We start from the raw sequence: 22,442 nt of genomic DNA, 5'->3' as shown, positions 1-22,442 counted from the left end.
CGTCTTACCCCGAGCCCAGACCTCGCATTCTGAACTCTTCCCGGGCCGCCGCCTGCGTGGCTTGAAATGCCTGCGGTGCCCAGAGCTGAAAATGATCCGCCCGACCGACAAAGGTCACGTCCGTGGTGATCCCCGTATAGTCCCGGATGAAATCCGTGACTGGCAGGCGCCCCTCCGAATCGAGCTTCATGAAGACCCCGCCCCCGTGAATGAGGAGCGACATCTGATTGGCCAACGGCGAAAACGCATCCTCGCTGACGATCTGGCGCTCGAAACGATCGAGCAGATCCAGCCCGCCGACGCTGATCGCCGGAAACAGGAAATCCTGGAAGCAATACAGATCCCGGATGTCTCGCTGCGACAGAACTGAACGAAAGGCCGAAGGCACGGAAACCCGCCCCTTGGCATCGATCTTGTTTGTCGCATTCGACAGGAACCGGTTCATGACGCGATACAGCCGCTTCCAAAGCCGGGACGCTGTGCATTCCCCCCGGCACTACCGACACAAAACAACGCCCACACACCAACCATGATGCAACGCTTGCGCGCCGCACCGTCCCCGGCCGGTTTGCTACTAGACTTTGCGATGATCGGACGCTCATGCGTCCTCGTGCAGTGTGATTTTGGGATACCATGGGACCATATGGGCGTCAATGGGAAGAGAACCTCACTTCCCCTCTTTGGACCGTCGGATGCATGCCGGCACATGCCTTGGCACCGGCCTGGAAACCTCACTCTCGCGGGCAATTTTTCGCACGTAAAAACAGTTTGTTAACCTTAGATAGGAAGGGTTAACATGACGTTAAAAAGCAATGCCTGGAACAAAACAGGAAACGGCGCTGAGGCATTTGAAAGAGCGCGGATTTTCGTGGGTCCGCGCAGGTCGCCCATATCGACAGGGACGCGACGACATCACGAATTATTACAGGAAGAAATATTTTAACGAGACGCCGATCAACCACGCTCAGGAAGATGGTCCGGTTACCGTCACACGCATGACATCCCCTAGAACTAGCAGCTCTTCGACGCCAGGCTTTTGGGCAGTGAAGGTCACGGCGCGGGCCGGCGTTTCTCCCCGGCAGAAATTGCTGTTGCGCCTGACAATTCCGCCGTCCGAAAACGAGCCGATCCGGCTGATGGGAAGCCGCGTCAGAACATATTCCCAATCCGGCGGCGGCTTTCCGCAGTCGCCACGCTCCCCGTGGATGACCAGGCTTTCCCCCACCATCAGGGAAACATGCGGACGCAGGACAATGAGGGGCAGTTTTTCGACCGAGTATGTCCAGCGCCACGGCTCGGCACGATAGAGCTCGCTTGCAAGCACCCCGCAGCAGAAGATAGCGACGGCCATCGCCAGGCGTCGGCCATCAAATCGGCGGGCAGCCGGCGCAGTGGCGTTGGCGGCCACCAAGGTGTCGCCCGCGTCGGCGGCCTCAGGCAGGTCATCGGCAAGCTCCGCCCTCCCCTCCGCCTCCCGAGCCTTCAGATAGAGTTCGTTCCATCGCGTCGAAAGCGCGGTGTCGCTCGCCACGTCGAGCAACTGGGACAGGAACATGAAGTTTCGCTGGCGGGGGATATGCCTCCCGGCCCGCCAGTTTCTAAGATTGCGAACAGCCGTTTCGAAATGCGCCTCGCCGCGCCGTCCCATGAGGCTGCAATAGCGACTGCCGAGAGCAGCATTGTCGTAGTCACCGGACCGATTGCACAGTTCATCGAAGAGGAGATGCCACTTGTCGAACTCCGACCACTTTCCGAAGTCCGCATCCCCCATTTGCACCTCGACGGCATTGCTGATTTAACTCATTGGCGGCGATGTATAATTCTGCGCAGTTTCCGATTTTTCGTCAATAGTCGCCTTTTTCATTTGTTCCAGAACGACCTTCTCGAAAGGAATGGAAGCGTAATTGGCAAACACGTCAGAAAGGCTCCAGACATGCGCTCCTCCATAACCTTCATTGTTCTCACCGCCGCCGGAATTCTTTCGGTATCGACTGCCCATGCCGCCTGCACCGGCACCAACGGACGTGGCTGGGGCAAGGGAAACGGCAACGGACAGTTTGAAATGACCGCAAGCGACAAGAATTGCAGGATCAGCTTTCCCGGCTTCATAGACGATGTGAGGAAGACCCGCACGCCTGCCACGGACGTCACCATCACGCGCAAGCCCGCAAAGGGCAGCGTCTCGGTCGTGGCCGGCAAGGGGCTCGTCTACACGCCAGGCCCGAACTTCAAGGGCAAGGACAGGTTCTGCACCAAGAACCGGTCGGCCAAGATCAAGGGCAAAACGCTGTCTGGCTGCATCACCGTCACGGTGCGCTAGGCAACCTCGGGGAGCGCAACCTGCCTCCCCCTGCCGCCCGCGCGCCGAACATGGACATCGGGGCATCCTCGCTCCCGCGAAGGGAATTTGCCAGTTGGCCTGTAAGCCGGGTTCTGTAAGGCTCCGGCTTTCACCGGAACGTGGCAGCCATTCATCTGGGACCGGACTTGCGCCCGGCCTCTTGCAACCCACCCGGATGACCGGCCCGGAAACAGGCTGGAACGCTTGCGCGCTCCGCGTCATCCCTATTCGGTTTTGCTCCCGGTGGGGTTTACCGTGCCGTCCATGTCGCCATGCACGCGGTGGGCTCTTACCCCACCCTTTCACCCTTACCTTCCGAAGAAGGCGGTTTGCTTTCTGTGGCACTTTCCCTGGGGTCGCCCCCGCCGGACGTTATCCGGCACCGTGTTTCCGTGGAGCCCGGACTTTCCTCACCCTGCGGCCTTTCGGCCCTTGCAAGGCGCGGCTGCCCGGCCAACTGGCAGGCGCTGACTAGCCCATGCGGAGATGAAACACCAGAGGCATGGCGCGATTCCGGTGACGGCAAGAGCCGGTTTTCTGACTAGCGGAAATGGACGGCAAAGTCGGTGCGGTAATCCGGCTCGTCCAGACGCCCGCGCAGAAGCAGGTCGGCACCGATGCGGCCGATCTCGTCGGAGCTCTTCGCCGCCGCCCCATTGCCGCCGGTCAGCAGGGCTACACGCTCCCCCCCGACGAACCCGGCATACGGATAGCCATGCACTGTGTAGGTCGTGACGCAGGGTGCGCAAACCATGCGCACCGGCGCCAGATCGGGAATGAACCGCATCAGTAGCGCCTTGAGGTGTTGGCTCGCCTCGCCATTCCCCTCACCGCGGAACCAGTCCAGGATGGCGCCCTGTTCTTCCATCTCGATATCGGTCGGGTCGCCGCCGATCTTGAGGTAGCTATTGCCGTCGGGATAGGTGATGGGCGGCAGGAAATAGAAGTGCTCCGAAGGCTCGCCGCTCTCATCGATCCATGAGGGCATGTCGCGATAAGCGTGGGCCTGCGCCGATGTGAGCTGCGCCAGCACGACCGTCCGGGCCCTCACGACCACATCCGGCAACCGTGGCAAAAGTCCCGGGGCACGCGAAAAACCGCCGGTGGCTGCAAGCACGCGGCCGCCGGTCACCGCGCCGCCAGACTTCAGGCTGACGGAGGCGCGGTCGCCGATGTCAGTCACCGCGACGGCATCGTCTTCAATGCAAACCCCGCCGGCCTTTTCGAAACACGCGACCTGCGCCGCCACGAGCTTGCGCGGATCGATATGCCCCGCCCCCGTCTGCTCGAACACGCCAGCCGATGTTTCCGGCAGAGCGAACCACGGAAAACGGACACGCAGTTCTTCCCGGTCCAGCGACGGAGCCTCCAGCGCATAGCGCTGCGCGACATCCTCGACGGAGCGGACGAAGGTGCCACGGGATGCGCCGGTGATCAGGCAGCCGACTTCGCTGTAGAAGCCGATACCGCTCTCCGCCTCGATGTCCCGATATCGGGCAATCGACTGGCGGGCGAGCAAAGCCCAGTCCGGATCGCTATCGATGGTGCGGGTGATGCGGCCGCTGTCGTAATGGCTGGCGAAAACGCCGTCATGCTTTTGCCAGTCGGCCGGCTCACCGCGTCCGACGAGCGCGACCGTAGCGCCCGTTCTCGACAGGTGCCGCGCCGCGGCCGCCCCCATCATGCCTTTTCCCACCACCACGAAATCGAAATGCTGAACCACGTGCCGCCCTACTCTTTGCCCAAGGCATAACATGACGATGCGCCGATTCCAGCGGCAAGGAAAAGGACTTTTCCACCTATCAGTCGATGTAGCTCTGCACCTTGCCGCAATAGCGCTTGGAGACCGGGTTCATGCGCTTGGCGCCGTGGCCGGCATTGTATTTCAGGATGGTGCCGCAGACCGTGCCGCCGCCCAGTTCATGGGCCATGGCGAGATACTTCATGCCGAACTTGATGTTCGTTTCAGGATCGTAGAGCCCCTTGGCGCCCCCGCGATAGCCCATCATGCGCGCCGTGGCCGGCTTAATCTGCATGAGGCCGATCTCCCCGGCGCTTCCCCGCGCCCGCGGATTGAAATTGCTCTCGATGCGCACGACGGCATGGGCAAGATCGACGGGCACGCCATAGGTTTTCGCGTAGGTCTGGATCAGGCCGGAATAGCTCGCAGTCTTAACACCCGCCACCAACGGGTTCTCCGCCTTGGGATATCCGGCGGTGCTGCGATAGGTCTTCAGCGTACCAACGACGACATCGCCCTTGTCTGCTCCGGCATTTCGCTTGTTGCGCTTGCCGGAAACCTTGCGGGGCTTCTTGGCTGCATCTGCCTGCTCTTTCTTGGCTTTGTCGGCCTTGTCCTTCGTGGAGGTTTGCAAAACGGGTTGTGTGCCGCTCGTCCGGTAGTCGCCTCGCCCTGCATGCGCCATTCCGGCGGAAAAAACGGACGCAAAAAGGCAGGCCGCGCTGATGGCAGCAGAAAGTCTTCTCATCGAGTTATCGTCTCCAAAAGGCGCAAAGGCAGAGCCTTGGGCGCGCGGCTATCAAGCCGCGCATCCCGCGCAAACGTCTTGATCCTTGTTGATAGCGATCAGGCCCTGACCGCATGTTGCGCTGCAACGAACGCAAGCGGAAAGAACATCCCCAATCGGGTCAGGATGTGGCGAAGCGGTAAACTTCCGTTACATATCGTAACATTAGATGAAATCGATATACGCTCAGGCACCCAGACGGGGCAATGCGGAGAGCAGCCTGTGAAGGGTGTCGATGGTCGAAAAATCGGCAATTCCGTCAACCCGCGCGGGCCGGAAATGCCGCTGGAAAGCCGCTAATGCACCTTCTGTCTTTTCCGAATAAATACCATCGATTTCAATGGCGTAGCCATAAAGCGACAGCATGGTCTGCAGGGCCTCGACAGGCTGGCCCGCATCCCCCTTCTGGAAGAAGCGACCGCCGGCAATCGTGGACGGCTCGACCCAGTGCCCGACCCCTGCCGAATGAAGGCGCTCCCAAGGGAACTTTTCACCCGGATCAACCTTGCGAATGGGGGCCACATCGCTGTGCGCAAGCACCCGTTCGGGGGCGATACCCCACCTTCGGCCACAATCGAGACACAGTTCCACGACCGCGTCGATCTGCTTTTCGGGGAAATCCGGCAGGCCGCCGGGATGGCCGGCATTGACGATCTCGATGCCGATGGAGGCCGAATTGATATCGACCACGCCCTTCCAGAAGCTCTTGCCGGCATGCCAGGCGCGATCGGCCTCGCGCACGAGCTGCTCGACGCGCCCGTCTTCATGCACGAAGTAATGGCAGGAAACCTGACTTTCGGGCGCGCGCAGCCATTTCAGCGCGCCTTCGGCCGTTTCCATACCCGTATAGTGCAGGAGGATGATATCCGGGGTCCGTCCGCCTGCCCGTTCGCCGAAGTTCGGCGACGGCGCGGGGACGGCGCCGGCATAGTCACATGTGAATGCGCTCATGCAGCGCAGCGTTCCTTCTCGATCGCCTCATAGGCAGCGTTGAGCGCGGCCATGCGGTCGTTCGCAATCTGATGGAACTCTGCCGGCACGCCACGGGCCACCAGCCTATCAGGATGGTTCTCCGAAGCAAGCACGCGGTAGCGCTTGCGAATGTCGGCGAAGTCGTCGCTCGGCTTGACGCCCAGCACCTTGTACGGATCGCGGCCGCTGACATGCACGTGCCGCGCCGTGATCTGCTCGAAGCGATCCTCGGCCATGCCGAAGATATCGGCGACGCGCTGGAGGAATGCCATCTCGTTCTCATGGATGAGACCGTCGGCCTTCGCGATATGGAAGAGACCGTCTATGATGTCCTCGAGGATGGGGCAATTGTTCTCGCAGGAGACGCACAGTGCCTTCATCTTCTCGGCATAGGCTTCATAGCCCGCGACGTCCTGACGCGCGAGATTATAGAGGCGCGCGACATTGGCCGCCTGATTGTCGGGATATTTGAAGATATCCTTGAACGCATCGACCTCGGCGGTCGTAACAATGCCGTCGGCCTTCGCCATCTTGGCCGAAAGCGCGATCATCGCGACGGAAAAGGCAACCTGCCGGCGGGTCTCCGGATCGCCCTCGAAAAGGGTACGCACGGCCTCAACCACGCCCGTCAGCACATTGCTGGCGGCATCCGAGACCATGCCGACGAGGCGATCCCACACGGCACTGATGAAGCAACTGGGCGAATTCTGGAACATAAGGTGATCTTGATCAGACAATTGCAGGGAAAGCAAGGCAGGAAGGGCAGGATAAATAAATTTTGATGACCCTCATTAAGTGGGTCATCCGAATTTTGTGAGCGCCGCACCGGCGCTGTGGACGATGAAGACAATCCGTCATGGAGTGCGGATAAGTTAGCCCCGCCGTTTCCCTTAAAAGGGATTCTGCGCTACGAGCAACGCCAACACACCAGACGTGCAGAAGCCGAGGAGGAATCATGGCAAAGCAGAAAGTCGCAATGCTGACCGCGGGCGGGCTTGCGCCCTGCCTGTCGTCCGCTGTCGGCGGCCTTATCGAACGCTACAGCGACGTGGCGCCGGATATCGAACTCATCGCTTATCGCTCCGGTTATCAGGGCCTGCTGCTCGCCGATCGCATCGAGATCACCCCGCAGATGCGCGAGAAGGCCCCTCTCCTCCACCGCTATGGCGGCTCGCCGATCGGCAACAGCCGTGTGAAGCTGACGAACACCGCCGACTGCGTGAAGCGCGGCCTTGTCAAGGAAGGCGAAAACCCGCTGCGCGTCGCCGCCGAGCGCCTCGCCAAGGACGGCGTCGCCATTCTCCACACGATCGGCGGTGACGATACCAACACGACGGCTGCGGACCTCGCCGCCTATCTCGGCGCCAACGGCTACAATCTCACCGTCGTCGGCCTGCCGAAGACCGTCGACAACGACGTCGTTCCGATCCGCCAGTCGCTCGGCGCCTGGACGGCGGCCGAAGTCGGCGCCGGTTTCTTCGACAATGTCAGCAATGAGCAGAGCGCGGCACCCAAGACCCTCGTCGTGCACGAAGTGATGGGCCGCCACAGCGGCTGGCTCACCGCCGCGACCGCCCGCGCCTACATTCAGAAGACGAGCGCCAACGAATATGTCGACGGCTTCATGATGAACGCGCAGATGAAGAACATCGACGGCCTCTACCTGCCGGAAATGGACTTCAATCTGGCAGCCGAAGCCGAGCGCCTGAAAGCGATCATGGAGCGCACCGGCTTCGTCACGCTCTTCGTGTCGGAAGGCGCCTGCCTCGACGCCATCGTGGCGGAACGGGAAGCCTCCGGCGAGACCGTCAAGCGCGACGCCTTCGGCCATGTGAAGATCGACACGATCAATGTCGGCAACTGGTTCTCCAAGCAGTTCGCAGCACTTCTGGGTGCAGAGCGCTCCATGGTGCAGAAGTCGGGCTACTATGCCCGCTCGGCACCGGCCAACCGTGACGATCTGCGCCTCATCCAGAGCATGACCGACCTTGCCGTCGAGAGCGCGCTCAACAAGGTCTCGGGCGTTACCGGCCATGACGAGGGCCAGGGCGGCAAACTGCGCACCATCGAGTTCCCGCGCATCAAGGGCGGCAAGCACTTCGACACGTCTGCAAAGTGGTTCGGCGAGGTGATGGACGTGATCGGCCAGAAGTGGAAGCCCGCGGCTTAAACCCGCTTGACGTCCCGAACAGAGAATGGCTTGCTCCCCGGATAAGATCGATCCGGGGAGTTTTTCATGTCTTTCGAACATTGGCTGGCCTTCGCCGCCGCTTCGGCCGTCATGCTGGCCATTCCCGGTCCGACGATCCTGCTCGTCATTTCCTACGCGCTGGGACACGGGCGCCGCACCGCAGGCGCCACGGTTGCAGGCGTGGCGCTCGGCGACTTCACGGCCATGACCGCCTCCATGCTCGGTCTCGGCGCACTGCTCGCCACCTCCGCGGCGATCTTCACCGTGCTCAAGTGGATCGGCGCCGCCTATCTTGTCTGGCTCGGCATCAAGTTGTGGCGCGCGCCGGTCGGAGCGGGCGCGGACGCCGCGGCACCCGCAGACGAAAAGCCGTTGCGCGTCTTCGCGCACACCTATGTCGTCACCGCGCTCAATCCCAAGAGCATCGTGTTCTTCGTCGCCTTTCTCCCGCAGTTCCTCGATCTTTCCCGGCCCGTCCTGCCGCAGATGGTGATCTTCGAAATCACCTTCCTCGTGCTGGCGACACTCAACGCCTTCACCTATGCGCTGGTGGCCTCAGCCGCTCGCAAAACCATCCGGAAACCCTCCGTCCAGAAGGTCGTCAACCGCACGGGCGGCACGCTTCTCATTGGTGCCGGACTGCTGACGGCGGGCCTCAAGCGGGCCTCCGCCTAGGCCAGACCCGGTTCGGCGGGTTGCCGCGGCACGCCTGATCGGTTAAGAGCGTCTGACGGCCACGGCCGATTGATTTGCAAAAGCAGGGGCGTTCCGGTGCCCCGCATCCCGGCAAACCGAGTACGACGATCATGGCTGATACCCCCGTTTTCCGTCCGGCGCGCATCTCCGCGCTAGCCTGTGCAGGTCTCCTTGTGACGCTCGCCGGCTGCGCCAGCGTTGCCGACGATGCTACCTCGGCAAAGACGGTGACGCCGACAGCCACGACGACGGAGCTTGCCGCCACCGACGGTGCGACGACGGAAGTGGCCTACGCCGCCCTGCCTGTCGCCAAGCCCGGCACGGAAAACACCGCCATGGCGCTGCCAACCCCGATCGCCGTGGCAGGCGTGACGGAAAATGCCCCCGTCTCCGCCCTGACAGAGACGAAGGCTGTAACCGGTGCCGCTGCCGCGACGGTTGCTCTTGCCGGCCAGACGAATGGCGGTGTGGTCGCCGTCGCCGAAATGCCGCAGGCGACCGATACCGTTATCGGCGTCTCGGTCATGGAGCCGGGCTTCGACACGGGTGAACCGGAGGGTCTCGAGCAGCTCGTCGCGACACACAAGATCGTGCCGATGGCCAAGCCGACGATCAGCAACGCGGTGCTTACCACGCAGACCGGCCTCGTCGTGCCGCGCGCCGAACAGCCCTTCAGGAAGTCCGGCACGCCGATCGACGACATCATCACCAAATATGCCGCCCTCTACGGCATTCCGGAATCGCTTCTGCATCGCGTCGTCAGGCGCGAAAGCACCTACAATCCGAGGGCCTATAACCGCGGCCACTATGGTCTGATGCAGATCAAGTATGCGACGGCCAGGAGCATGGGCTACGAAGGCCCGGCCGAGGGCCTGTTCGACGCCGAGACCAACATCAAATATGCCGGCAAGTATCTGCGTGGCGCCTGGTTGGTTGCTGATGACAAGAACGACGGCGCCGTGCGCCTCTACGCGGCGGGCTACTACTATCACGCCAAGCGAAAAGGCCTGCTTGACGAGACCGGCCTGCGCTAAGCCGTAGCCCTAGCGCGCCGGCTTCAGCCAGAACGTCATGGGCTTTTCGGTCTCCTCGCCCTCGCCGATATCCTGCCAGGAAAGCATGGCGCGCAGATCCGCGCGCTTCTTATAGCCGCGCTTGCCCCAGAAGGCGTCGAGCGGCACATAGCCGGCCGGACGCAGAGGATGACCGGCGGGGCGCTCGACGGCGCAGAAGGCGCACCAGTCGAACCGATCGAGACGGCCTGCATAGGCTTCGCGTTCCTCGAAGAAACGCACGCCGAGCCCCCTGCCCCGATAGCTGTCCAGCAATACGGATTCACCGAAATAGAAAACAGTCTGCGGATCGATGCCCGCATCGATGAACGGCGCCTTGAACTCGCCGGAGGCGTCCGTCATCGGCACGCCCGTCGAAGCGCCCACGATGCGGTCCTCGTCGAGCGCCAGCACGAACAGGCTTTCGGGCGATTTCGCATAGGTCGCAAGATAGGACGCTTCGTAGTCCTCGCTGCCCTCGTAGAGGTAGGGAAAGGCGCGGAACACGGCAATGCGCAGGCGGGCAAGGTCGACGATGTAAGGCGTCACGGCGTCGCCATGGACAATCTTGATTTGCATGATACGCGAATGTTCCCAGGGGCTTGAACAGTGCTATAAGTCGGTCGGCTTCGGCCGAGAGATAAAGATATGAGGGATGACATGCCAGCAAAAGAGACAATCCGCGCCTATTACGACGCTTTCAACAGGCAGGACATGGAGGCCTTCTTCGACCTCCTGCATGATGAGGTTGTCCACGATATCAACCAGGGCGGACGTCAGGTCGGCAAGGACGCCTTCCGCGACTTCATGGCCCACATGAACCGCAGCTATCGTGAAACGCTGACCGACATCGTCATCATGTCGAACGAGGATGGCACGCGCGGCTCAGCTGAATTCGTCGTCAACGGCCAGTATCTGGCAACGGATGAGGGCCTGCCGGAAGCCAACGGCCAGACCTATGTGCTGCCCGCCGGCGCCTTCTTCGAAATCCGTGACGGCAAGGTCGCGCGCATCACCAACACCTACAACCTCAACGATTGGATCGCTCAGGTCGGCGGCTGATCCGCCTGAGTGCCCGACGCATCCAGCACCTCGAGGATGCGCCTGACCAGCGGCTGGGGCCGATAGCCGAGTTTCGACGGCGTCAGCCCCAGCCGGATCACCGCAAGCCTGCGGGCCGGCATGATCGCGGCCGACTGGCCGTCATGCCCCAACATCCAGAAGGAGCCCGGCGGCAGGCCGTATTCCGCGTCGGTCTTTTCGCCCGGCCCCTTCGTCCATGTCTGCATATGGCTATAGGCGCCCCCTGAGGCCTTCGTCGGCGTCGCCATGGCGGTCACGAAGCCAGGAGGCAGCAGGCGATCGTCCTTCCAGACCCCGTCATTCAGCAGCAGAAGCGAGAAGCGCGCCCAGTCGCGCGCCGTCGCGTACATGTAGGAAGAGCCGACGAAGATACCCGTTTCGTCCGGCTCCAGAACCGCGCTCGCCATGCCAAGCGGCGCAAACAGCGCGCGCGAGGGAAAGGACAGCGCCTGCGCCCGTCCGCCGGCCGCACTCATCCACAGACGCGTCAGCAGCATCGACGTACCGCTCGAATAGTTGAACACCTCGCCCGGATTGGCCTGCAGCGGCAGCGAGATGACGTAACGCGTCATGTCGGGCTCGAGGAAAAGCATGCGCGTGACGTCGGTGACGGAACCGTAGCTTTCATTGAAGGCAAGCCCGCTCTCCATCGCAAGCAGCTGGGCGATCGTGATGCCGGACCGCGCATCGCCCTGCCACTCAGGAAACAGCCCTGATATGCCCGGCGACAGCGCGCCCGCCTGCATCAGCCGGCCGAGGAGTGCCGCATTGACCGACTTCGCCATGGACCAGCCGAGCAGCGGCGTTTGTGCCGAAAAGCCCGGACCATAAGTTTCCGCGACGATCCGGCCGTCATGAACGACGACGACCGCCCGCATTCCGGGCCCCGTCAGTTCTGGATCGGCAAGCAGGGCGGTAATGCGCTCGTCCTGCGACACCCCCTCCCCGTCAGGCCAGGTGATAGCGGGATTTCCCGCGGGAATCGAGGGAAGAGCCACGTCGGACACGGCCTGGCGCGCCGCCTGAAAGTCGCCGTCCGGCACCCCCGTGCAGCCGAAGCCCTCGTGCCATACCGCGTAGCCGGGTGCGAAAAGGCCCAATAGGCGGGTCGTCACCGTCTTTCCGTCGAGATCGACGTCCTGACGCATGAGCTTGAGCAGCGGATGACCCGGCGCCTGCACATCCTCGTTCAACACCTGAGCGGGGTCGCGGCCGGCGATGAACGTGTTGGAGCACACGATCTTGGCGGCATAGCCGGAGCCGACGCTGAGCAGTGCCGGCGGCGAAACGATGAGCCAACTCGCCGCCACTGCAACGAACAATGCGAGCGCGGAGATTGTCCAGGCCAGACGCCTGTAGAATCGTCTCATGCAGCCTCTCCTTCCACTACGGACACAATCAGGATTTGACCGTCATGAAAAGACCTTTCAGGCGCGTGATAGGTCAGGCCGAAAGCCGGCTTTCCGGTCTCGCGAGAAATGTGGGCACGTCCGCCGCCGGCACCGGCGCCGAGATAAGATAGCCTTGCGCCTCGCAAGCACCGCGCTGGCGAATGAAGTCGAGCTGTTCTTCCGACTCGATGCCCTTGACCGTCGTCGTCACCTGAAAGGTCTGGCCGAGCTTGAGAATGATGTCGACGAGATCGGCCTCCCGCTTGCTCTCCATCATCGCTCGGGCGAAGGAGCGGTCCACGGTCAACTGGTCGATCGGGAATGTGCGCAGGTTGTTGATCGACGAGAAGCCAATGCCGAAATCGTCGAGCGCGACGCGGATGCCATGAGCGCGCAGTGCGCGAAGCCCCTCGCACACGGCCGCATCATCGGACGAAAATACCGCTTCCGTGACCTCGACGGTAAGGCGACCGGGCGCAAGGCCGGCCTCGTCCAGGCAATGCTTCACGTGATCCACGAACCCCCTGTCCCGGAACTGGGCGCTCGCCACATTGACCACCACGCCCGTCGGCGCCGGCCATCCGCTGGCCTGTCGGCAGGCCTCGCGCACCACCCAGCTTCCGAGCGGCAGGATGAGGCCTGTCTTCTCCGCAGCGGGAATGAACACGTCGGGCAAGATGATCCCCTTGTCCGGGTGCCGCCAGCGCAGCAATGCCTCGAAGGCACGAACCGAACCGCTCTCGACGCCAACGATGGGCTGGTATTCAAGAAAGAATTCCTGCGCATCGATCGCCCGCGTCAAATCGCGTTCGATAGACGCGCGCGCCTCGATGTCGGCTGCAAGCACGGCGTCGAAGAAGCGGTAGCTGTTTCCGGGTATGGCCTTGGCCTCGTAGAGCGCGGCATCCGCCCGTTTCAACAGTTCCCTTGTCTTGCAGTCCGCATCGGCAATCAGCGCGATGCCGATGCTGCAGCCGCTCGTCACGCGATTTCCCTTCAGGTCCATCGGCACTTCGAAGAGACGGCAGATGGTGCGGCAGACGTCCTCTACCTTGCCCTGTGACGGGCTGCCCGGGATCGTCACCACGAACTCGTCGCCGCCCAGCCTGTAGACCTGCGCTGCCGGGGAGAGCGTGTGCTTCAACCGGCAGGCAATTGTCGCCAGGAGAAGATCGCCAGCATCGTGGCCGAGACTGTCATTGACGAACTTGAAACGGTCGAGATCGAGAAGCAGCAGCGCCGAGTGCGCCCCTTTTCCGCTCGCCTCCACGAGGGTCTGAATATCGCGCTCGAGGCAGCACCGGTTCGAAAGCCCCGTCAGGCGGTCGTGATGGGCCTCATGCGCCAAAAGCCGCTCCGTCTGGCGGCGCTGGTTGAGCTCGCGCATCAGCTGCGCCTTGGATCGGCCGATCTGGTAGAAACCGACCCCGAAGAAGACGGGCATCAGCGCCAGCGCCGTCGCCGTCGGCACCGAAAAATCGAAGATGCTTTCGTGAATCTCGGTTTGTGTGACGTGATCCGCCACCAGGCAGATCGTTGGCAGGAAGGCACCGAAGATCGATCCCGCAAGCGCATAGCGCCGCTCGATCCCTGGCAACAAGGTTTTGAACATCATGCACCCTAAACCGTTGTTATCATGACAACAGGACGCGCCCAGCCACATATCAGCGCATCACGGTTCTAGCGGACAAAGGATGACAGAGTGTTAAGAGTGTATTGGCGTTCGCATCACAAGAATTAACGGGGGTAATTTTTCTCGGAACCAAGCCGGCAATCGGGCGTTTGGGGGGTGTTGTCATTCGCGTGCGGGGCTTCGCGCGACCATAGAGTGGGAAGGACCCTTACATGAAATCCATGATCCTCGGTGCCGCAGGCATCATCGTAACCGCTGGCGTACTGCCGGCATTCGCCGCCGATATGGCGGTCGCCGAACCGCCTATGGAAACGCCCATCACGGAAGTTGCCGGCGTCTATGATTGGGGCGGCTTCTACGTCGGTGTGAACACCGGCTATGGCTGGACCGGTGCCGACTACTCCGCGGCCGGGTCCGGGACGCCCTTGTACGATCGTGACCTCAACGGTTGGGCGGTCGGCGCCTATGCGGGCTACAACTTCTTCAACAACGGCTTCGTCTACGGTGTCGAAGCGGACGTCAAGCGCGACTTCAACGACGAGCGCTTCGATTTCGCCGGTGATACCCTTAAGGCGGAAACCCTCTGGGGTGGTTCGGTTCGCGCCCGTGTTGGTTACGCCATCGACCGCACGCTGATCTACGGCACCGGCGGTTACGCCTTCACCAACGCCGCTCTGGAAAACGAGACGACCGGCGTTCGGGAAAAGGACACGCTCCATGGCTGGACGATCGGCGCTGGTGTCGAACAGGCCTTCACCGACACAGTAACCGGCCGTCTTGAATATCGTTATAGCGACTACGGCAAGTCGGACGTGTTCGACGCGCAGGGCGTACGGGGCGACTTCAAGACGCACTCCCTCATGCTTGGCGTTAGCATGAAATTCTGAGGTTGAAGCCGGGGCGGTCCATCGCCCCGGCTTAACGCTCTGCTAACCGTAATTTTACCAGAATATGCGATAGGTCGTGGGCCGTCTCGCGCGCTGCTCTTTACGCTCCGCCGCTTTCGAGGCAGGATCGGTAAACGCGTAACAACGGAACACACATGCGTCGGCTCATTCTGGCCCTCCTGCCGCTCGCCCTTCTCGCCACATCCTGTTCCACCACCGACTACGATCTCGGGGTCACCTCTACCGTGCCGCCGCGCTTCGAGGACAAGGATCCGCAGGATTTCGGCGCCCGCAATCCGCATCGTCACGAGGTCCACGGCATCGACGTCTCAAAGTGGAACGGCGATATCGACTGGCGCGCCGCCAAGGCAGGCGGGGTTTCCTTCGCCTTCCTGAAGGCCACCGAAGGCACGGACCGTCTCGACAGCCGCTTTACGGAATATTGGCGCGGCGCGAAGGCCGCAGGCGTCGCTCACGCGCCCTACCATTTCTACTATTTCTGCTCGACGGCCGATGCGCAGGCGGACTGGTTCATTGCCAATGTGCCGAAGGAGGCCGTGCACCTACCTCCGGTTCTGGACGCCGAATGGAACGCGGCCTCGCCGACATGCAAACTGCGCCCACCGGCCGACGAGGTGCGCACGGTCCTGAAACGCTTCATGGACCGCCTGGAAGCCCATTACGGCAAGCGGCCGATCATCTACACGACCGTGGATTTCCACCGCGACAATCTCGTCGGTCATTTCGAGGGCTATCACTTTTGGCTACGCTCGGTCGCCAACCACCCGGAAAACATCTACCCGGCGCGCAAGTGGGCGTTCTGGCAATATACCTCGACCGGCGTCGTGCCCGGCCTTTCCGGCAACACCGATATCAACGTCTTCGCCGGTTCCGCAAAGAACTGGAACAAGTGGGTCGCCTCCGTTTCCCGCTGACGACGCAACACTGACGAGGGAAATAACGGCGAGCCTCCTGGCTTGCCTTTTTCTTCTTGCTTCCGTCACATTCATCTGAGACAGCCGCCCTATGTTACAGAAGGGCAGCGGACCCAAGGAGCACCAGATGCGGCAGAACCTGAAGACGACACTCGCAGCGGGCCTGACGGCCTTCCTGCTGGCCGGCGGCGCGCAGGCCCAGACGGCAACGGCCTGCGGCGGCGACCTCGGCGCCTTTCTTGAAGGCGTGAAGGCCGAAGCATTGACACACGGTGTCTCCGCCGATGTGGCCGACCGCGCGCTTGCCGGCGCCGCCATCGACCAGAAGGTTCTGTCGCGCGACCGCGCGCAGGGCGTCTTCCGCCAGACCTTTCTTGAATTCTCCAAGCGCACGGTCAGCCAGTCGCGCCTCGATATTGGTCGCAAGAAGCTGAGCGAGCTGTCTTCGGTGTTCGGCCGCGCCGAGCAGGAATTCGGCGTTCCCGGCCCCGTTATTGCCGCTTTCTGGGCCATGGAGACGGATTTCGGCGCAGTGCAGGGCGATTTCAACACCCGCAACGCGCTCGTCACCCTCTCGCATGACTGCCGCCGCCCGGAACTCTTCCGTCCGCAGCTGATCGCTGCCGTCGAGATGGTCGGTCACGGCGACCTCGACCCGAACGGCACGACGGGCGCCTGGGCCGGCGAGATCGGTCAGGTACAGATGCTGCCGAAGGATATCATCGAATTCGGCGTCGACGGCGACGGCGACAACCACATCAATGTCAAGCAGAGCGCGCCCGACGCGATCCTCACGGCCGCGAAGTTCATCCAGCATCTCGGCTTCGTAAAGGGTCAGCCGTGGATCCAGGAAGTGTCCGTTCCCGATGTCCTGCCCTTCGAAAAGACGGGGCTCCAGCCGGGCATGAAGGCATCGGACTGGTTTGCCCTTGGTGTGAAGCCGCGCGACGGCGATACCTCCTTCGGCAATCTCGAAGCCTCGCTCGTGCTGCCGCAGGGCCGCAAGGGCCCCGCTTTCATCACCTATCCGAACTTCAATATCTACCTCGCCTGGAACCAGTCCTTCATCTACACGACGTCGGCTGCCTATTTCGCCACGCGCCTGGCCGGTGCCCCGCCCTATGAGCGCGGCACGCCCGAGGAAGGCCTGTCCGGCGACGCCATGAAGGAGCTTCAGACGAAGCTGCAGGCCCACGGCCACGATGTCGGCAAGATCGACGGCATTCTCGGCTCCGGCACGCGCGCGGCCATCCAGAAGGAACAGCTGCGCCTCGGCATGCCCGCCGATGGCTGGGCGACGCCGGCCCTGCTCGCCGCGCTCTGACGAAATCGGGTGGCGTGGCGCCATCCCGTGCGCTAGGACTTTGAAAACCTGAGCGGCGCTACCGGCCGAGACCGGCGGCGCCGCTTCATTTTCATCCTGACGCTTGGAACATCCGATGGAACAGCAGGCATCACCGGCTTCGACGCGCATGACTGCAGCCACATGGGGGCTTTTGAGCCTGCTTGGCCTCATCTGGGGCGGTTCGTTCTTCTTCGCGCGCGTGGCGGTTCCCCATGTGCCGCCGGCGACGCTGGTCCTGCTGCGCGTGGCCATCGCCGCCATCGCCCTGCACATCTACATTGCCGGCCGCTTTTCGATCTATGCCACGCTGCGCGCCCGCTGGCGCTCCTTCCTGTTGCTCGGCCTCATCAACAATGCCGTGCCGCATATGCTGATCTTTCTCGGTCAAACGCAGATCGGCGCCGGCCTCGCCTCCATCCTCAATGCGACGACGCCGATCTTCACCGTGCTCATCGCCAACCGGATGACTGCGGACGAGAAGCTTTCGCCCGCAAAGATTGCGGGTTGCCTCATCGGCCTTGCCGGCACCGCCGTCCTCATCGGCCCGCGTGCGCTTGCGCCGTTCACCGGCGACAGCGGCCCGCCGCTCTGGGCCGTCGTCCTTCCCGTGCTCGCCGCCGTGTCCTACGGTTTCGCCGCGACTTACGGCAAGCGTTTCCGCGGCACCGCCCCGCCGGTCATCGCAGCCGGGCAACTGACGGCTTCTACATTGCTCATGCTGCCGGTCTCACTCGCCATCGACGCGCCCTGGCAGCTTTCCCTGCCCCCGACCGGCGCCATCCTCGCTGTTCTGGCGCTGGCGCTTCTTTCCACGGCCTACGGATATATCCTCTATTTCCGAATCATGGCGGCAGCCGGAGCCACCAACACCTCTCTCGTTACCCTGCTGGTGCCGCCCAGCGCGATTGTGCTCGGCGCGGTGTTCCTTGGCGAGCGGTTGACGATGCTCGGAATGCTGGGAATGGCGCTGGTCCTGCTCGGCCTCGTCGTTCTAGACGGCCGCCTCCTTGCCCGGTTTCCAAAACGTTAATCGCCTCAGGAACAAAGGCCTTTCACGGCCGTTTTTGCGAAATATGCAGCCTTGCGATGCCACGGTTGCGCCATACTGGTAAATGAACATTGCCGGCATTCGTCATCTGGTAGGGATTGTGAAATTTTTGTGGCGGATGCTTTTGCGCAGAAATTACAATGCGTTAGACCTGTGAATAACCGACTGCCAAAGTACGAATGTTGCAACGCAGCAACAAAACACCTTTTCAATCCGGTTTTTTCGGTCGTAATATCGAACAGTTAACGCAAGGAGGTCGCCATGGGACTCACACATTCCTTGAATGTTCTGATGATCGGTGCAGCATTCCTCTTCATCGCAACGATGATCTTCATCTGAGGCGATACAAGCGAAACCCGAGCGGCAGGCTACAAACCAGAAATCCCTGCCCGAACCTTTTGGAAAAATGCATGGCCCCGGAGACGGTGCCATGCATTTTTCATTTGGGGGATAAGTAAGCTTTTGTTCAGGCCGCGGCGCCGGCAGCCGGACGGCGGTCGATCGTCGCGAGCCCCGCGCCATCGCAGACCGCCGAGACGAGATTGGCGCGGTTCATCGTATAGAAATGGAATTCGTCGATGCCGCGTGCCACGAGATCCTCGAGTTGGCGCACGGCGAGTTCCACTGCGACTGCCATACGCTCCTGCGGGTTCTCGTCGACAGGCGACAGCCGCTCGGCGAGCCATACCGGCACGGTGGCACCGCACATTCCGGCGAATTTCTGCACTTGGGAAAGATTATGCACCGGCAGCAGGCCCGGCACGATCGGGATGGTGATGCCGGCCCGGCGGACACGCTCCAGGTAGCGCTCGAACTGGTCGTTTTCGAAGAAGAACTGTGTCAGCGCCCGTGTCGCGCCCGCATCGACCTTGCGCTTGAGCATGTCGATATCAGCCGTGACATCGGGGCTTTGCGGGTGCTTTTCCGGATAGGCGGAGACAGAGACCTCGAAATCGGCAAGGCCGCGCAACCCGGCGACCAGTTCCGCCGCGTTCGCATAGCCGCCCGGATGCGGCTGGTAGGCCGTGCCCACGCCGCCCGGCGGATCGCCGCGCAGCGCCACGAAATTCTTGACGCCGATGGCCTGGAACTCCGCAACGACGGCATTGACCTCGTCCTTCGTCGCACCGACGCAGGTGAGATGCGAGGCGGCAGGCAGCCCCATCCTGAGGAGATGACGCACCGTCGCCAGCGTCGGCGCCTTGGTGGAACCGCCGGCACCGTAGGTCACCGACAGGAAGGCCGGATCATAGGCCGAAAGCTGCGTGGCCGTTTCCCAGAGCTGCTTTTCCGCTTCCGCCGTCTTGGGCGGGAAGAACTCGAAAGACAGGCGGATATCCCTGCGGGACGGGCTGTCGGTCGCCTTGGTCATGTCAACTCCTTCTGCGAATTGCAATCTTGCCGGCCGCCGGTTCACGCCGGTCGCGGGCAAGCCATATGGTCACGGTCAGCGCATCGGCGGCCGAATGCGCGGGCTTCAGATCGACGATCTCCTCGACATCCAGCCCTGCCTTCTCCATCCAGTCCGTAAGGATCTGGTGCGAAAAACCGAGGCGGATATGGGCGTGGTCGTCCCTGAGATGCTCCAGGCCGTGCGGCGCAAGGTCTATGATGGCGAGGCGTCCGCCCGGTGCCAGCATGCGTGCCGCTTCCACGATGGCCGCCTCGGGCTCATCGAGGAAGTGCAGCACTTGGTGGATCGTCACCACGTCGAACTCGTCGCGCTCGAGCGGCAGGTTGAAGATGTCGCCGTGGCGGATGGAGGCTTTCGTGATGCCCGCACGGTCGAGGTTGGCACGCGCTACCGCCAGCATGTCACGGCTGGCATCGACACCGACGCCGCGCTGGTAAAGCCCTTCGAAGAGCTGGAGAATGCGGCCTGTGCCGGTGCCGAGATCGAGAAAGGCATCGACCGGCTCGGTGCCGATCATCGCGGCAAGCTTCGCCTCCACCTCCGCATCGCTGACATGGAGGCGGCGCATCGCATCCCAGTCGGCCGCGTTGCGGCTGAAATAGGCCTGCGCCTTGTCGGCGCGCACCTTTTTCAGCACCCGCAGCCGCTCGTCGTCACGCGCCAGAACCGCATCCGCCTCATCGGCCGCCTCCAGGAGACGCCGCGCCAGCGCGACGGCCGCACCGCCCTGGCTGAGCCGAAAGAAGGCCCACGCCCCTTCCTGATACCGGTCGACAAGCCCGGCTTCGGCGAGAAGCTTCAGGTGACGCGAAATGCGCGGTTGCGACTGGCCGAGAATGTCGGTCAGATCGGTCACGGTCAGGTCGCCATGGGAAAGCAGCGCAAGCAGCCGGAGGCGCGTCGGCTCGCCGGCGGCCTTCAGGATCTCCACGATGTCATCAAGTCCGAGTTTCTGCGCGTCGCCCATGGCTTTTCCAATCAAGACATAAAGATATGTTTATGTGATTAACTTGGCCGTTGCAAGAGCCAATCCACACCAACCAGTTCCGCCGGTCCGGCCCCGGCGTCCGTGCGCAGGAAAACCAGTGAACCGCTGCATACTGATCTTCCCACTAACGGTGGCAAAGAAAAACCCCGGAGAACCGGGGTTTTTCAAGCTCGCTGGCACCAGTTATCAGCGCGTCAGGCGCTTGTAGGACTGGCTGCCCGGATTGAGGGCATCGGGACCGAGGCGGCGGACCTTGTCCTGCTCATAGTCTTCGAAGTTGCCTTCGAACCACTCGACATGCCCGTCCCCTTCGAAGGCGAGGATATGCGTCGCGAGACGGTCGAGGAACATGCGATCGTGACTGATGATGATCGCGCAACCCGCAAAGCTTTCAAGCGCGCTTTCCAGCGCACCCAGCGTTTCCGTATCGAGGTCGTTGGTCGGTTCGTCGAGCAGCAGCACGTTGCCGCCGGCCTTCAGCATCTTGGCCAGGTGCACGCGGTTGCGCTGGCCGCCCGAGAGATTGCCGACCTTCTGCTGCTGGTCGCCGCCCTTGAAGTTGAAGGCGCCGCAATAGGCGCGGCTGTTCATGTCGAACTTGCCGAGCTTGATGACTTCCGCACCGCCGGAGATTTCCTCCCAGACGGTCTTGTTAGGGTCGAGCGTGTCGCGGCTCTGGTCGACATAGCCGAGATGCACGGTGTCGCCGACGCGGATGGAACCCGCATCCGGTTGCTCCTGACCGGTGATCATCTTGAACAGCGTCGACTTGCCCGCGCCGTTCGGCCCGATGATGCCGACGATGCCGCCCGGCGGCAGCTTGATCGACAGGTCGTTGATCAGCGTGCGGCCTTCGAAGCCCTTCTTGATGCCCTCGAGCTCGACGACCACGTTGCCGAGGCGCTCGGACACAGGAATGATGATCTGCGCATCGCCGGGACGGATGTTCTCGGCGGCATCGACCAGCTGCTCATACGCCTTGATACGGGCCTTGGACTTGGCCTGGCGGGCCTTCGGGCTGGAGGCGATCCACTCCTGTTCGCGCGACAGCGCCTTCTGGCGGCCGGCTTCGTCACGCGATTCCTGCTGCATGCGCTTGGCCTTAGCCTGCAGGTATGCGGAGTAGTTGCCCTCGTACGGAATGCCACGGCCGCGGTCGAGCTCGAGAATCCAGCCCGTAACGTTGTCGAGGAAGTAGCGGTCGTGGGTGATCATCATCACGGCGCCGGGATAGTCACGCAGGTGCTTTTCCAGCCAGGCGATGGTCTCAGCGTCGAGGTGGTTGGTCGGTTCGTCGAGCAGGAGCAGGTCCGGCTGAGACAGAAGCAGGCGGCAGAGCGCGATACGGCGGCGCTCACCACCCGACAGCACCGTGACATCGGAATCCTTCGGCGGGCAGCGCAGCGCTTCCATGGCCATCTCGACCTGCTGCTCGAGGTCCCAGAGGTTCTGGCTGTCGATGATGTCCTGGAGCTTGGCGCCCTCATCCGCCGTCTCGTCGGAATAGTTCATCATCAGTTCGTTGTAGCGGTCGAGAACGGCCTGCTTGTCGGCCACGCCTTCCATCACGTTCTCGAAGGCGGTCTTGGCCGGATCGAGCTGCGGCTCCTGCTCCAGGTAACCGACAGTCGCGCCCTCGGCGAGCCAGGCTTCACCGGTATATTCCTTGTCCTTGCCCGCGATGATGCGCAGAACGGTCGACTTACCCGCACCGTTGGGACCAAGGATACCGATCTTGGCATCCGGGTAGAAAGACAGGTTGACGTTCTCGAGGATTTTCTTGGCGCCGTAGGCCTTGTTGAGCCCCGACATGTGATAGATGAATTGACGTGCCATGCAAACGCGCTCCGGGTCGGACAAATTTGCCCGCTATGTAGGCGAATTATCCGCCCGCGGCAATCTCTTGAAGCCAGCGCATACAAGCCACATGCGATAAGC

21 protein-coding genes and 1 other RNA gene are annotated in these 22,442 nt (G+C 62.3%); 9 read left to right on the top strand and 13 right to left on the bottom strand.

Features of this window, described 5'->3' with window-relative positions; translation table 11 throughout:
• Positions 1–4: 4 nt before the first annotated feature.
• Positions 5–445, bottom strand: a complete 441-nt coding sequence (mraZ, locus tag MKI86_RS05480) for a division/cell wall cluster transcriptional repressor MraZ (protein WP_134649582.1) — start codon at positions 443–445, stop codon at positions 5–7.
• A gap of 519 nt (positions 446–964) precedes the next feature.
• Positions 965–1,771, bottom strand: coding sequence for a hypothetical protein (locus MKI86_RS05475; protein ID WP_241598411.1), 807 nt, complete (start codon positions 1,769–1,771; stop codon positions 965–967).
• Between the two features lie 162 nt (positions 1,772–1,933).
• Between MKI86_RS05475 and MKI86_RS05470 the strand changes: the two genes are divergently transcribed.
• A complete protein-coding gene (locus tag MKI86_RS05470; RefSeq protein WP_241598408.1) occupies positions 1,934–2,320 on the top strand; it encodes a hypothetical protein in 387 nt (128 codons plus the stop codon).
• 86 nt (positions 2,321–2,406) lie between these two features.
• On the opposite strand, the gene rnpB is transcribed toward MKI86_RS05470, so the two are convergent.
• The 5 genes from rnpB to MKI86_RS05445 form a co-directional block, all read right to left on the bottom strand.
• An RNA gene (gene rnpB / locus MKI86_RS05465) (RNase P RNA component class A) lies at positions 2,407–2,802 on the bottom strand.
• Between the two features lie 80 nt (positions 2,803–2,882).
• Positions 2,883–4,064 carry an NAD(P)/FAD-dependent oxidoreductase gene (locus MKI86_RS05460; RefSeq protein WP_241598406.1) on the bottom strand — a complete coding sequence of 394 codons (1,182 nt, stop codon included), beginning with the start codon at positions 4,062–4,064 and terminating at the stop codon, positions 2,883–2,885.
• Between the two features lie 79 nt (positions 4,065–4,143).
• Positions 4,144–4,830 carry a lytic transglycosylase domain-containing protein gene (locus MKI86_RS05455; protein ID WP_241598404.1) on the bottom strand — a complete coding sequence of 229 codons (687 nt, stop codon included), beginning with the start codon at positions 4,828–4,830 and terminating at the stop codon, positions 4,144–4,146.
• Positions 4,831–5,055: 225 nt separating this feature from the next.
• Positions 5,056–5,820, bottom strand: coding sequence for an N-acetylmuramoyl-L-alanine amidase (locus MKI86_RS05450; protein WP_241598395.1), 765 nt, complete (start codon positions 5,818–5,820; stop codon positions 5,056–5,058).
• On the bottom strand, positions 5,817–6,557 hold the full coding sequence (locus MKI86_RS05445; RefSeq protein WP_241598392.1) for a J domain-containing protein: 741 nt from the start codon (positions 6,555–6,557) through the stop codon (positions 5,817–5,819). The genes MKI86_RS05450 and MKI86_RS05445 overlap by 4 nt, the downstream gene beginning before the upstream one ends.
• A gap of 239 nt (positions 6,558–6,796) precedes the next feature.
• Here MKI86_RS05445 and MKI86_RS05440 point away from each other — a divergent pair, with 239 nt between their 5' ends.
• The 3 genes from MKI86_RS05440 to MKI86_RS05430 all read left to right on the top strand — a co-directional run bounded on the left by MKI86_RS05440 (position 6,797) and on the right by MKI86_RS05430 (position 9,762).
• Positions 6,797–8,011: a pyrophosphate--fructose-6-phosphate 1-phosphotransferase gene (locus MKI86_RS05440; RefSeq protein WP_241598390.1), complete on the top strand. Its 1,215-nt coding sequence runs from the start codon at positions 6,797–6,799 to the stop codon at positions 8,009–8,011.
• A 66-nt stretch (positions 8,012–8,077) separates the two neighbouring features.
• A complete protein-coding gene (locus MKI86_RS05435; protein WP_241598388.1) occupies positions 8,078–8,707 on the top strand; it encodes a LysE family translocator in 630 nt (209 codons plus the stop codon).
• 131 nt (positions 8,708–8,838) lie between these two features.
• A complete protein-coding gene (locus MKI86_RS05430; RefSeq protein ID WP_241598386.1) occupies positions 8,839–9,762 on the top strand; it encodes a lytic transglycosylase domain-containing protein in 924 nt (307 codons plus the stop codon).
• A 9-nt stretch (positions 9,763–9,771) separates the two neighbouring features.
• Here MKI86_RS05430 and MKI86_RS05425 read toward each other — a convergent pair whose 3' ends face one another.
• Positions 9,772–10,359: a GNAT family N-acetyltransferase gene (locus tag MKI86_RS05425; protein WP_241598384.1), complete on the bottom strand. Its 588-nt coding sequence runs from the start codon at positions 10,357–10,359 to the stop codon at positions 9,772–9,774.
• 81 nt (positions 10,360–10,440) lie between these two features.
• Here MKI86_RS05425 and MKI86_RS05420 point away from each other — a divergent pair, with 81 nt between their 5' ends.
• Positions 10,441–10,842, top strand: coding sequence for a ketosteroid isomerase-related protein (locus tag MKI86_RS05420; RefSeq protein ID WP_241598382.1), 402 nt, complete (start codon positions 10,441–10,443; stop codon positions 10,840–10,842).
• On the opposite strand, the gene MKI86_RS05415 is transcribed toward MKI86_RS05420, so the two are convergent.
• Both MKI86_RS05415 and MKI86_RS05410 read right to left on the bottom strand, forming a co-directional pair.
• Positions 10,827–12,233: a serine hydrolase domain-containing protein gene (locus tag MKI86_RS05415; protein ID WP_241598380.1), complete on the bottom strand. Its 1,407-nt coding sequence runs from the start codon at positions 12,231–12,233 to the stop codon at positions 10,827–10,829. The genes MKI86_RS05420 and MKI86_RS05415 overlap by 16 nt on opposite strands.
• Positions 12,234–12,306: 73 nt before the next feature.
• Entirely contained in the window at positions 12,307–13,866 is a 1,560-nt protein-coding gene (locus tag MKI86_RS05410) for a putative bifunctional diguanylate cyclase/phosphodiesterase (protein WP_241598378.1), read from the bottom strand.
• Positions 13,867–14,099: 233 nt separating this feature from the next.
• On the opposite strand from MKI86_RS05410, the gene MKI86_RS05405 reads away from it, so the two are divergent.
• The 4 genes from MKI86_RS05405 (at position 14,100) to MKI86_RS05390 (ending at position 18,084) form a co-directional block, all read left to right on the top strand.
• Positions 14,100–14,774 (top strand): outer membrane protein, encoded by a 675-nt coding sequence (locus MKI86_RS05405; protein WP_241598377.1) that lies wholly within the window; start codon positions 14,100–14,102, stop codon positions 14,772–14,774.
• 155 nt (positions 14,775–14,929) lie between these two features.
• Complete coding sequence (locus tag MKI86_RS05400; protein WP_241598376.1) at positions 14,930–15,709, top strand: glycoside hydrolase family 25 protein; 780 nt, start codon at positions 14,930–14,932, stop codon at positions 15,707–15,709.
• Between the two features lie 127 nt (positions 15,710–15,836).
• On the top strand, positions 15,837–17,033 hold the full coding sequence (locus MKI86_RS05395) for a lytic murein transglycosylase (RefSeq protein WP_241598375.1): 1,197 nt from the start codon (positions 15,837–15,839) through the stop codon (positions 17,031–17,033).
• Between the two features lie 115 nt (positions 17,034–17,148).
• Positions 17,149–18,084: a DMT family transporter gene (locus MKI86_RS05390; protein ID WP_241598374.1), complete on the top strand. Its 936-nt coding sequence runs from the start codon at positions 17,149–17,151 to the stop codon at positions 18,082–18,084.
• 484 nt (positions 18,085–18,568) lie between these two features.
• Here MKI86_RS05390 and metF read toward each other — a convergent pair whose 3' ends face one another.
• The 3 genes from metF to ettA all read right to left on the bottom strand — a co-directional run bounded on the left by metF (position 18,569) and on the right by ettA (position 22,340).
• Positions 18,569–19,474, bottom strand: coding sequence for a methylenetetrahydrofolate reductase [NAD(P)H] (metF, locus tag MKI86_RS05385; protein ID WP_241598373.1), 906 nt, complete (start codon positions 19,472–19,474; stop codon positions 18,569–18,571).
• 1 nt (position 19,475) lies between these two features.
• Positions 19,476–20,483, bottom strand: a complete 1,008-nt coding sequence (locus MKI86_RS05380) for an ArsR/SmtB family transcription factor (RefSeq protein ID WP_241598372.1) — start codon at positions 20,481–20,483, stop codon at positions 19,476–19,478.
• 207 nt (positions 20,484–20,690) lie between these two features.
• A complete protein-coding gene (gene ettA / locus MKI86_RS05375) occupies positions 20,691–22,340 on the bottom strand; it encodes an energy-dependent translational throttle protein EttA (RefSeq protein ID WP_241598371.1) in 1,650 nt (549 codons plus the stop codon).
• Positions 22,341–22,442 lie beyond the last annotated feature (102 nt).

The organism is Shinella sedimenti, from assembly GCF_022601905.1.
GTDB classification, from domain to species: Bacteria; Pseudomonadota; Alphaproteobacteria; order Rhizobiales; family Rhizobiaceae; genus Shinella; species Shinella sedimenti.
Note: the sequence above shows the minus strand (reverse complement) of the source record. Positions and strands in the feature narration are given on the sequence as shown.

Coding starts and splice junctions, on each gene's coding strand:
- mraZ (WP_134649582.1), bottom strand. CDS start 445: ATGAACCGGTTCCTGTCGAATGCGACAAACAAGATCGATGCCAAGGGG.
- MKI86_RS05475 (WP_241598411.1), bottom strand. CDS start 1,771: ATGGGGGATGCGGACTTCGGAAAGTGGTCGGAGTTCGACAAGTGGCAT.
- MKI86_RS05470 (WP_241598408.1), top strand. CDS start 1,934: ATGCGCTCCTCCATAACCTTCATTGTTCTCACCGCCGCCGGAATTCTT.
- MKI86_RS05455 (WP_241598404.1), bottom strand. CDS start 4,830: ATGAGAAGACTTTCTGCTGCCATCAGCGCGGCCTGCCTTTTTGCGTCC.
- MKI86_RS05450 (WP_241598395.1), bottom strand. CDS start 5,820: ATGAGCGCATTCACATGTGACTATGCCGGCGCCGTCCCCGCGCCGTCG.
- MKI86_RS05445 (WP_241598392.1), bottom strand. CDS start 6,557: ATGTTCCAGAATTCGCCCAGTTGCTTCATCAGTGCCGTGTGGGATCGC.
- MKI86_RS05440 (WP_241598390.1), top strand. CDS start 6,797: ATGGCAAAGCAGAAAGTCGCAATGCTGACCGCGGGCGGGCTTGCGCCC.
- MKI86_RS05435 (WP_241598388.1), top strand. CDS start 8,078: ATGTCTTTCGAACATTGGCTGGCCTTCGCCGCCGCTTCGGCCGTCATG.
- MKI86_RS05430 (WP_241598386.1), top strand. CDS start 8,839: ATGGCTGATACCCCCGTTTTCCGTCCGGCGCGCATCTCCGCGCTAGCC.
- MKI86_RS05425 (WP_241598384.1), bottom strand. CDS start 10,359: ATGCAAATCAAGATTGTCCATGGCGACGCCGTGACGCCTTACATCGTC.
- MKI86_RS05420 (WP_241598382.1), top strand. CDS start 10,441: ATGCCAGCAAAAGAGACAATCCGCGCCTATTACGACGCTTTCAACAGG.
- MKI86_RS05415 (WP_241598380.1), bottom strand. CDS start 12,233: ATGAGACGATTCTACAGGCGTCTGGCCTGGACAATCTCCGCGCTCGCA.
- MKI86_RS05410 (WP_241598378.1), bottom strand. CDS start 13,866: ATGTTCAAAACCTTGTTGCCAGGGATCGAGCGGCGCTATGCGCTTGCG.
- MKI86_RS05405 (WP_241598377.1), top strand. CDS start 14,100: ATGAAATCCATGATCCTCGGTGCCGCAGGCATCATCGTAACCGCTGGC.
- MKI86_RS05400 (WP_241598376.1), top strand. CDS start 14,930: ATGCGTCGGCTCATTCTGGCCCTCCTGCCGCTCGCCCTTCTCGCCACA.
- MKI86_RS05395 (WP_241598375.1), top strand. CDS start 15,837: ATGCGGCAGAACCTGAAGACGACACTCGCAGCGGGCCTGACGGCCTTC.
- MKI86_RS05390 (WP_241598374.1), top strand. CDS start 17,149: ATGGAACAGCAGGCATCACCGGCTTCGACGCGCATGACTGCAGCCACA.
- metF (WP_241598373.1), bottom strand. CDS start 19,474: ATGACCAAGGCGACCGACAGCCCGTCCCGCAGGGATATCCGCCTGTCT.
- MKI86_RS05380 (WP_241598372.1), bottom strand. CDS start 20,483: ATGGGCGACGCGCAGAAACTCGGACTTGATGACATCGTGGAGATCCTG.
- ettA (WP_241598371.1), bottom strand. CDS start 22,340: ATGGCACGTCAATTCATCTATCACATGTCGGGGCTCAACAAGGCCTAC.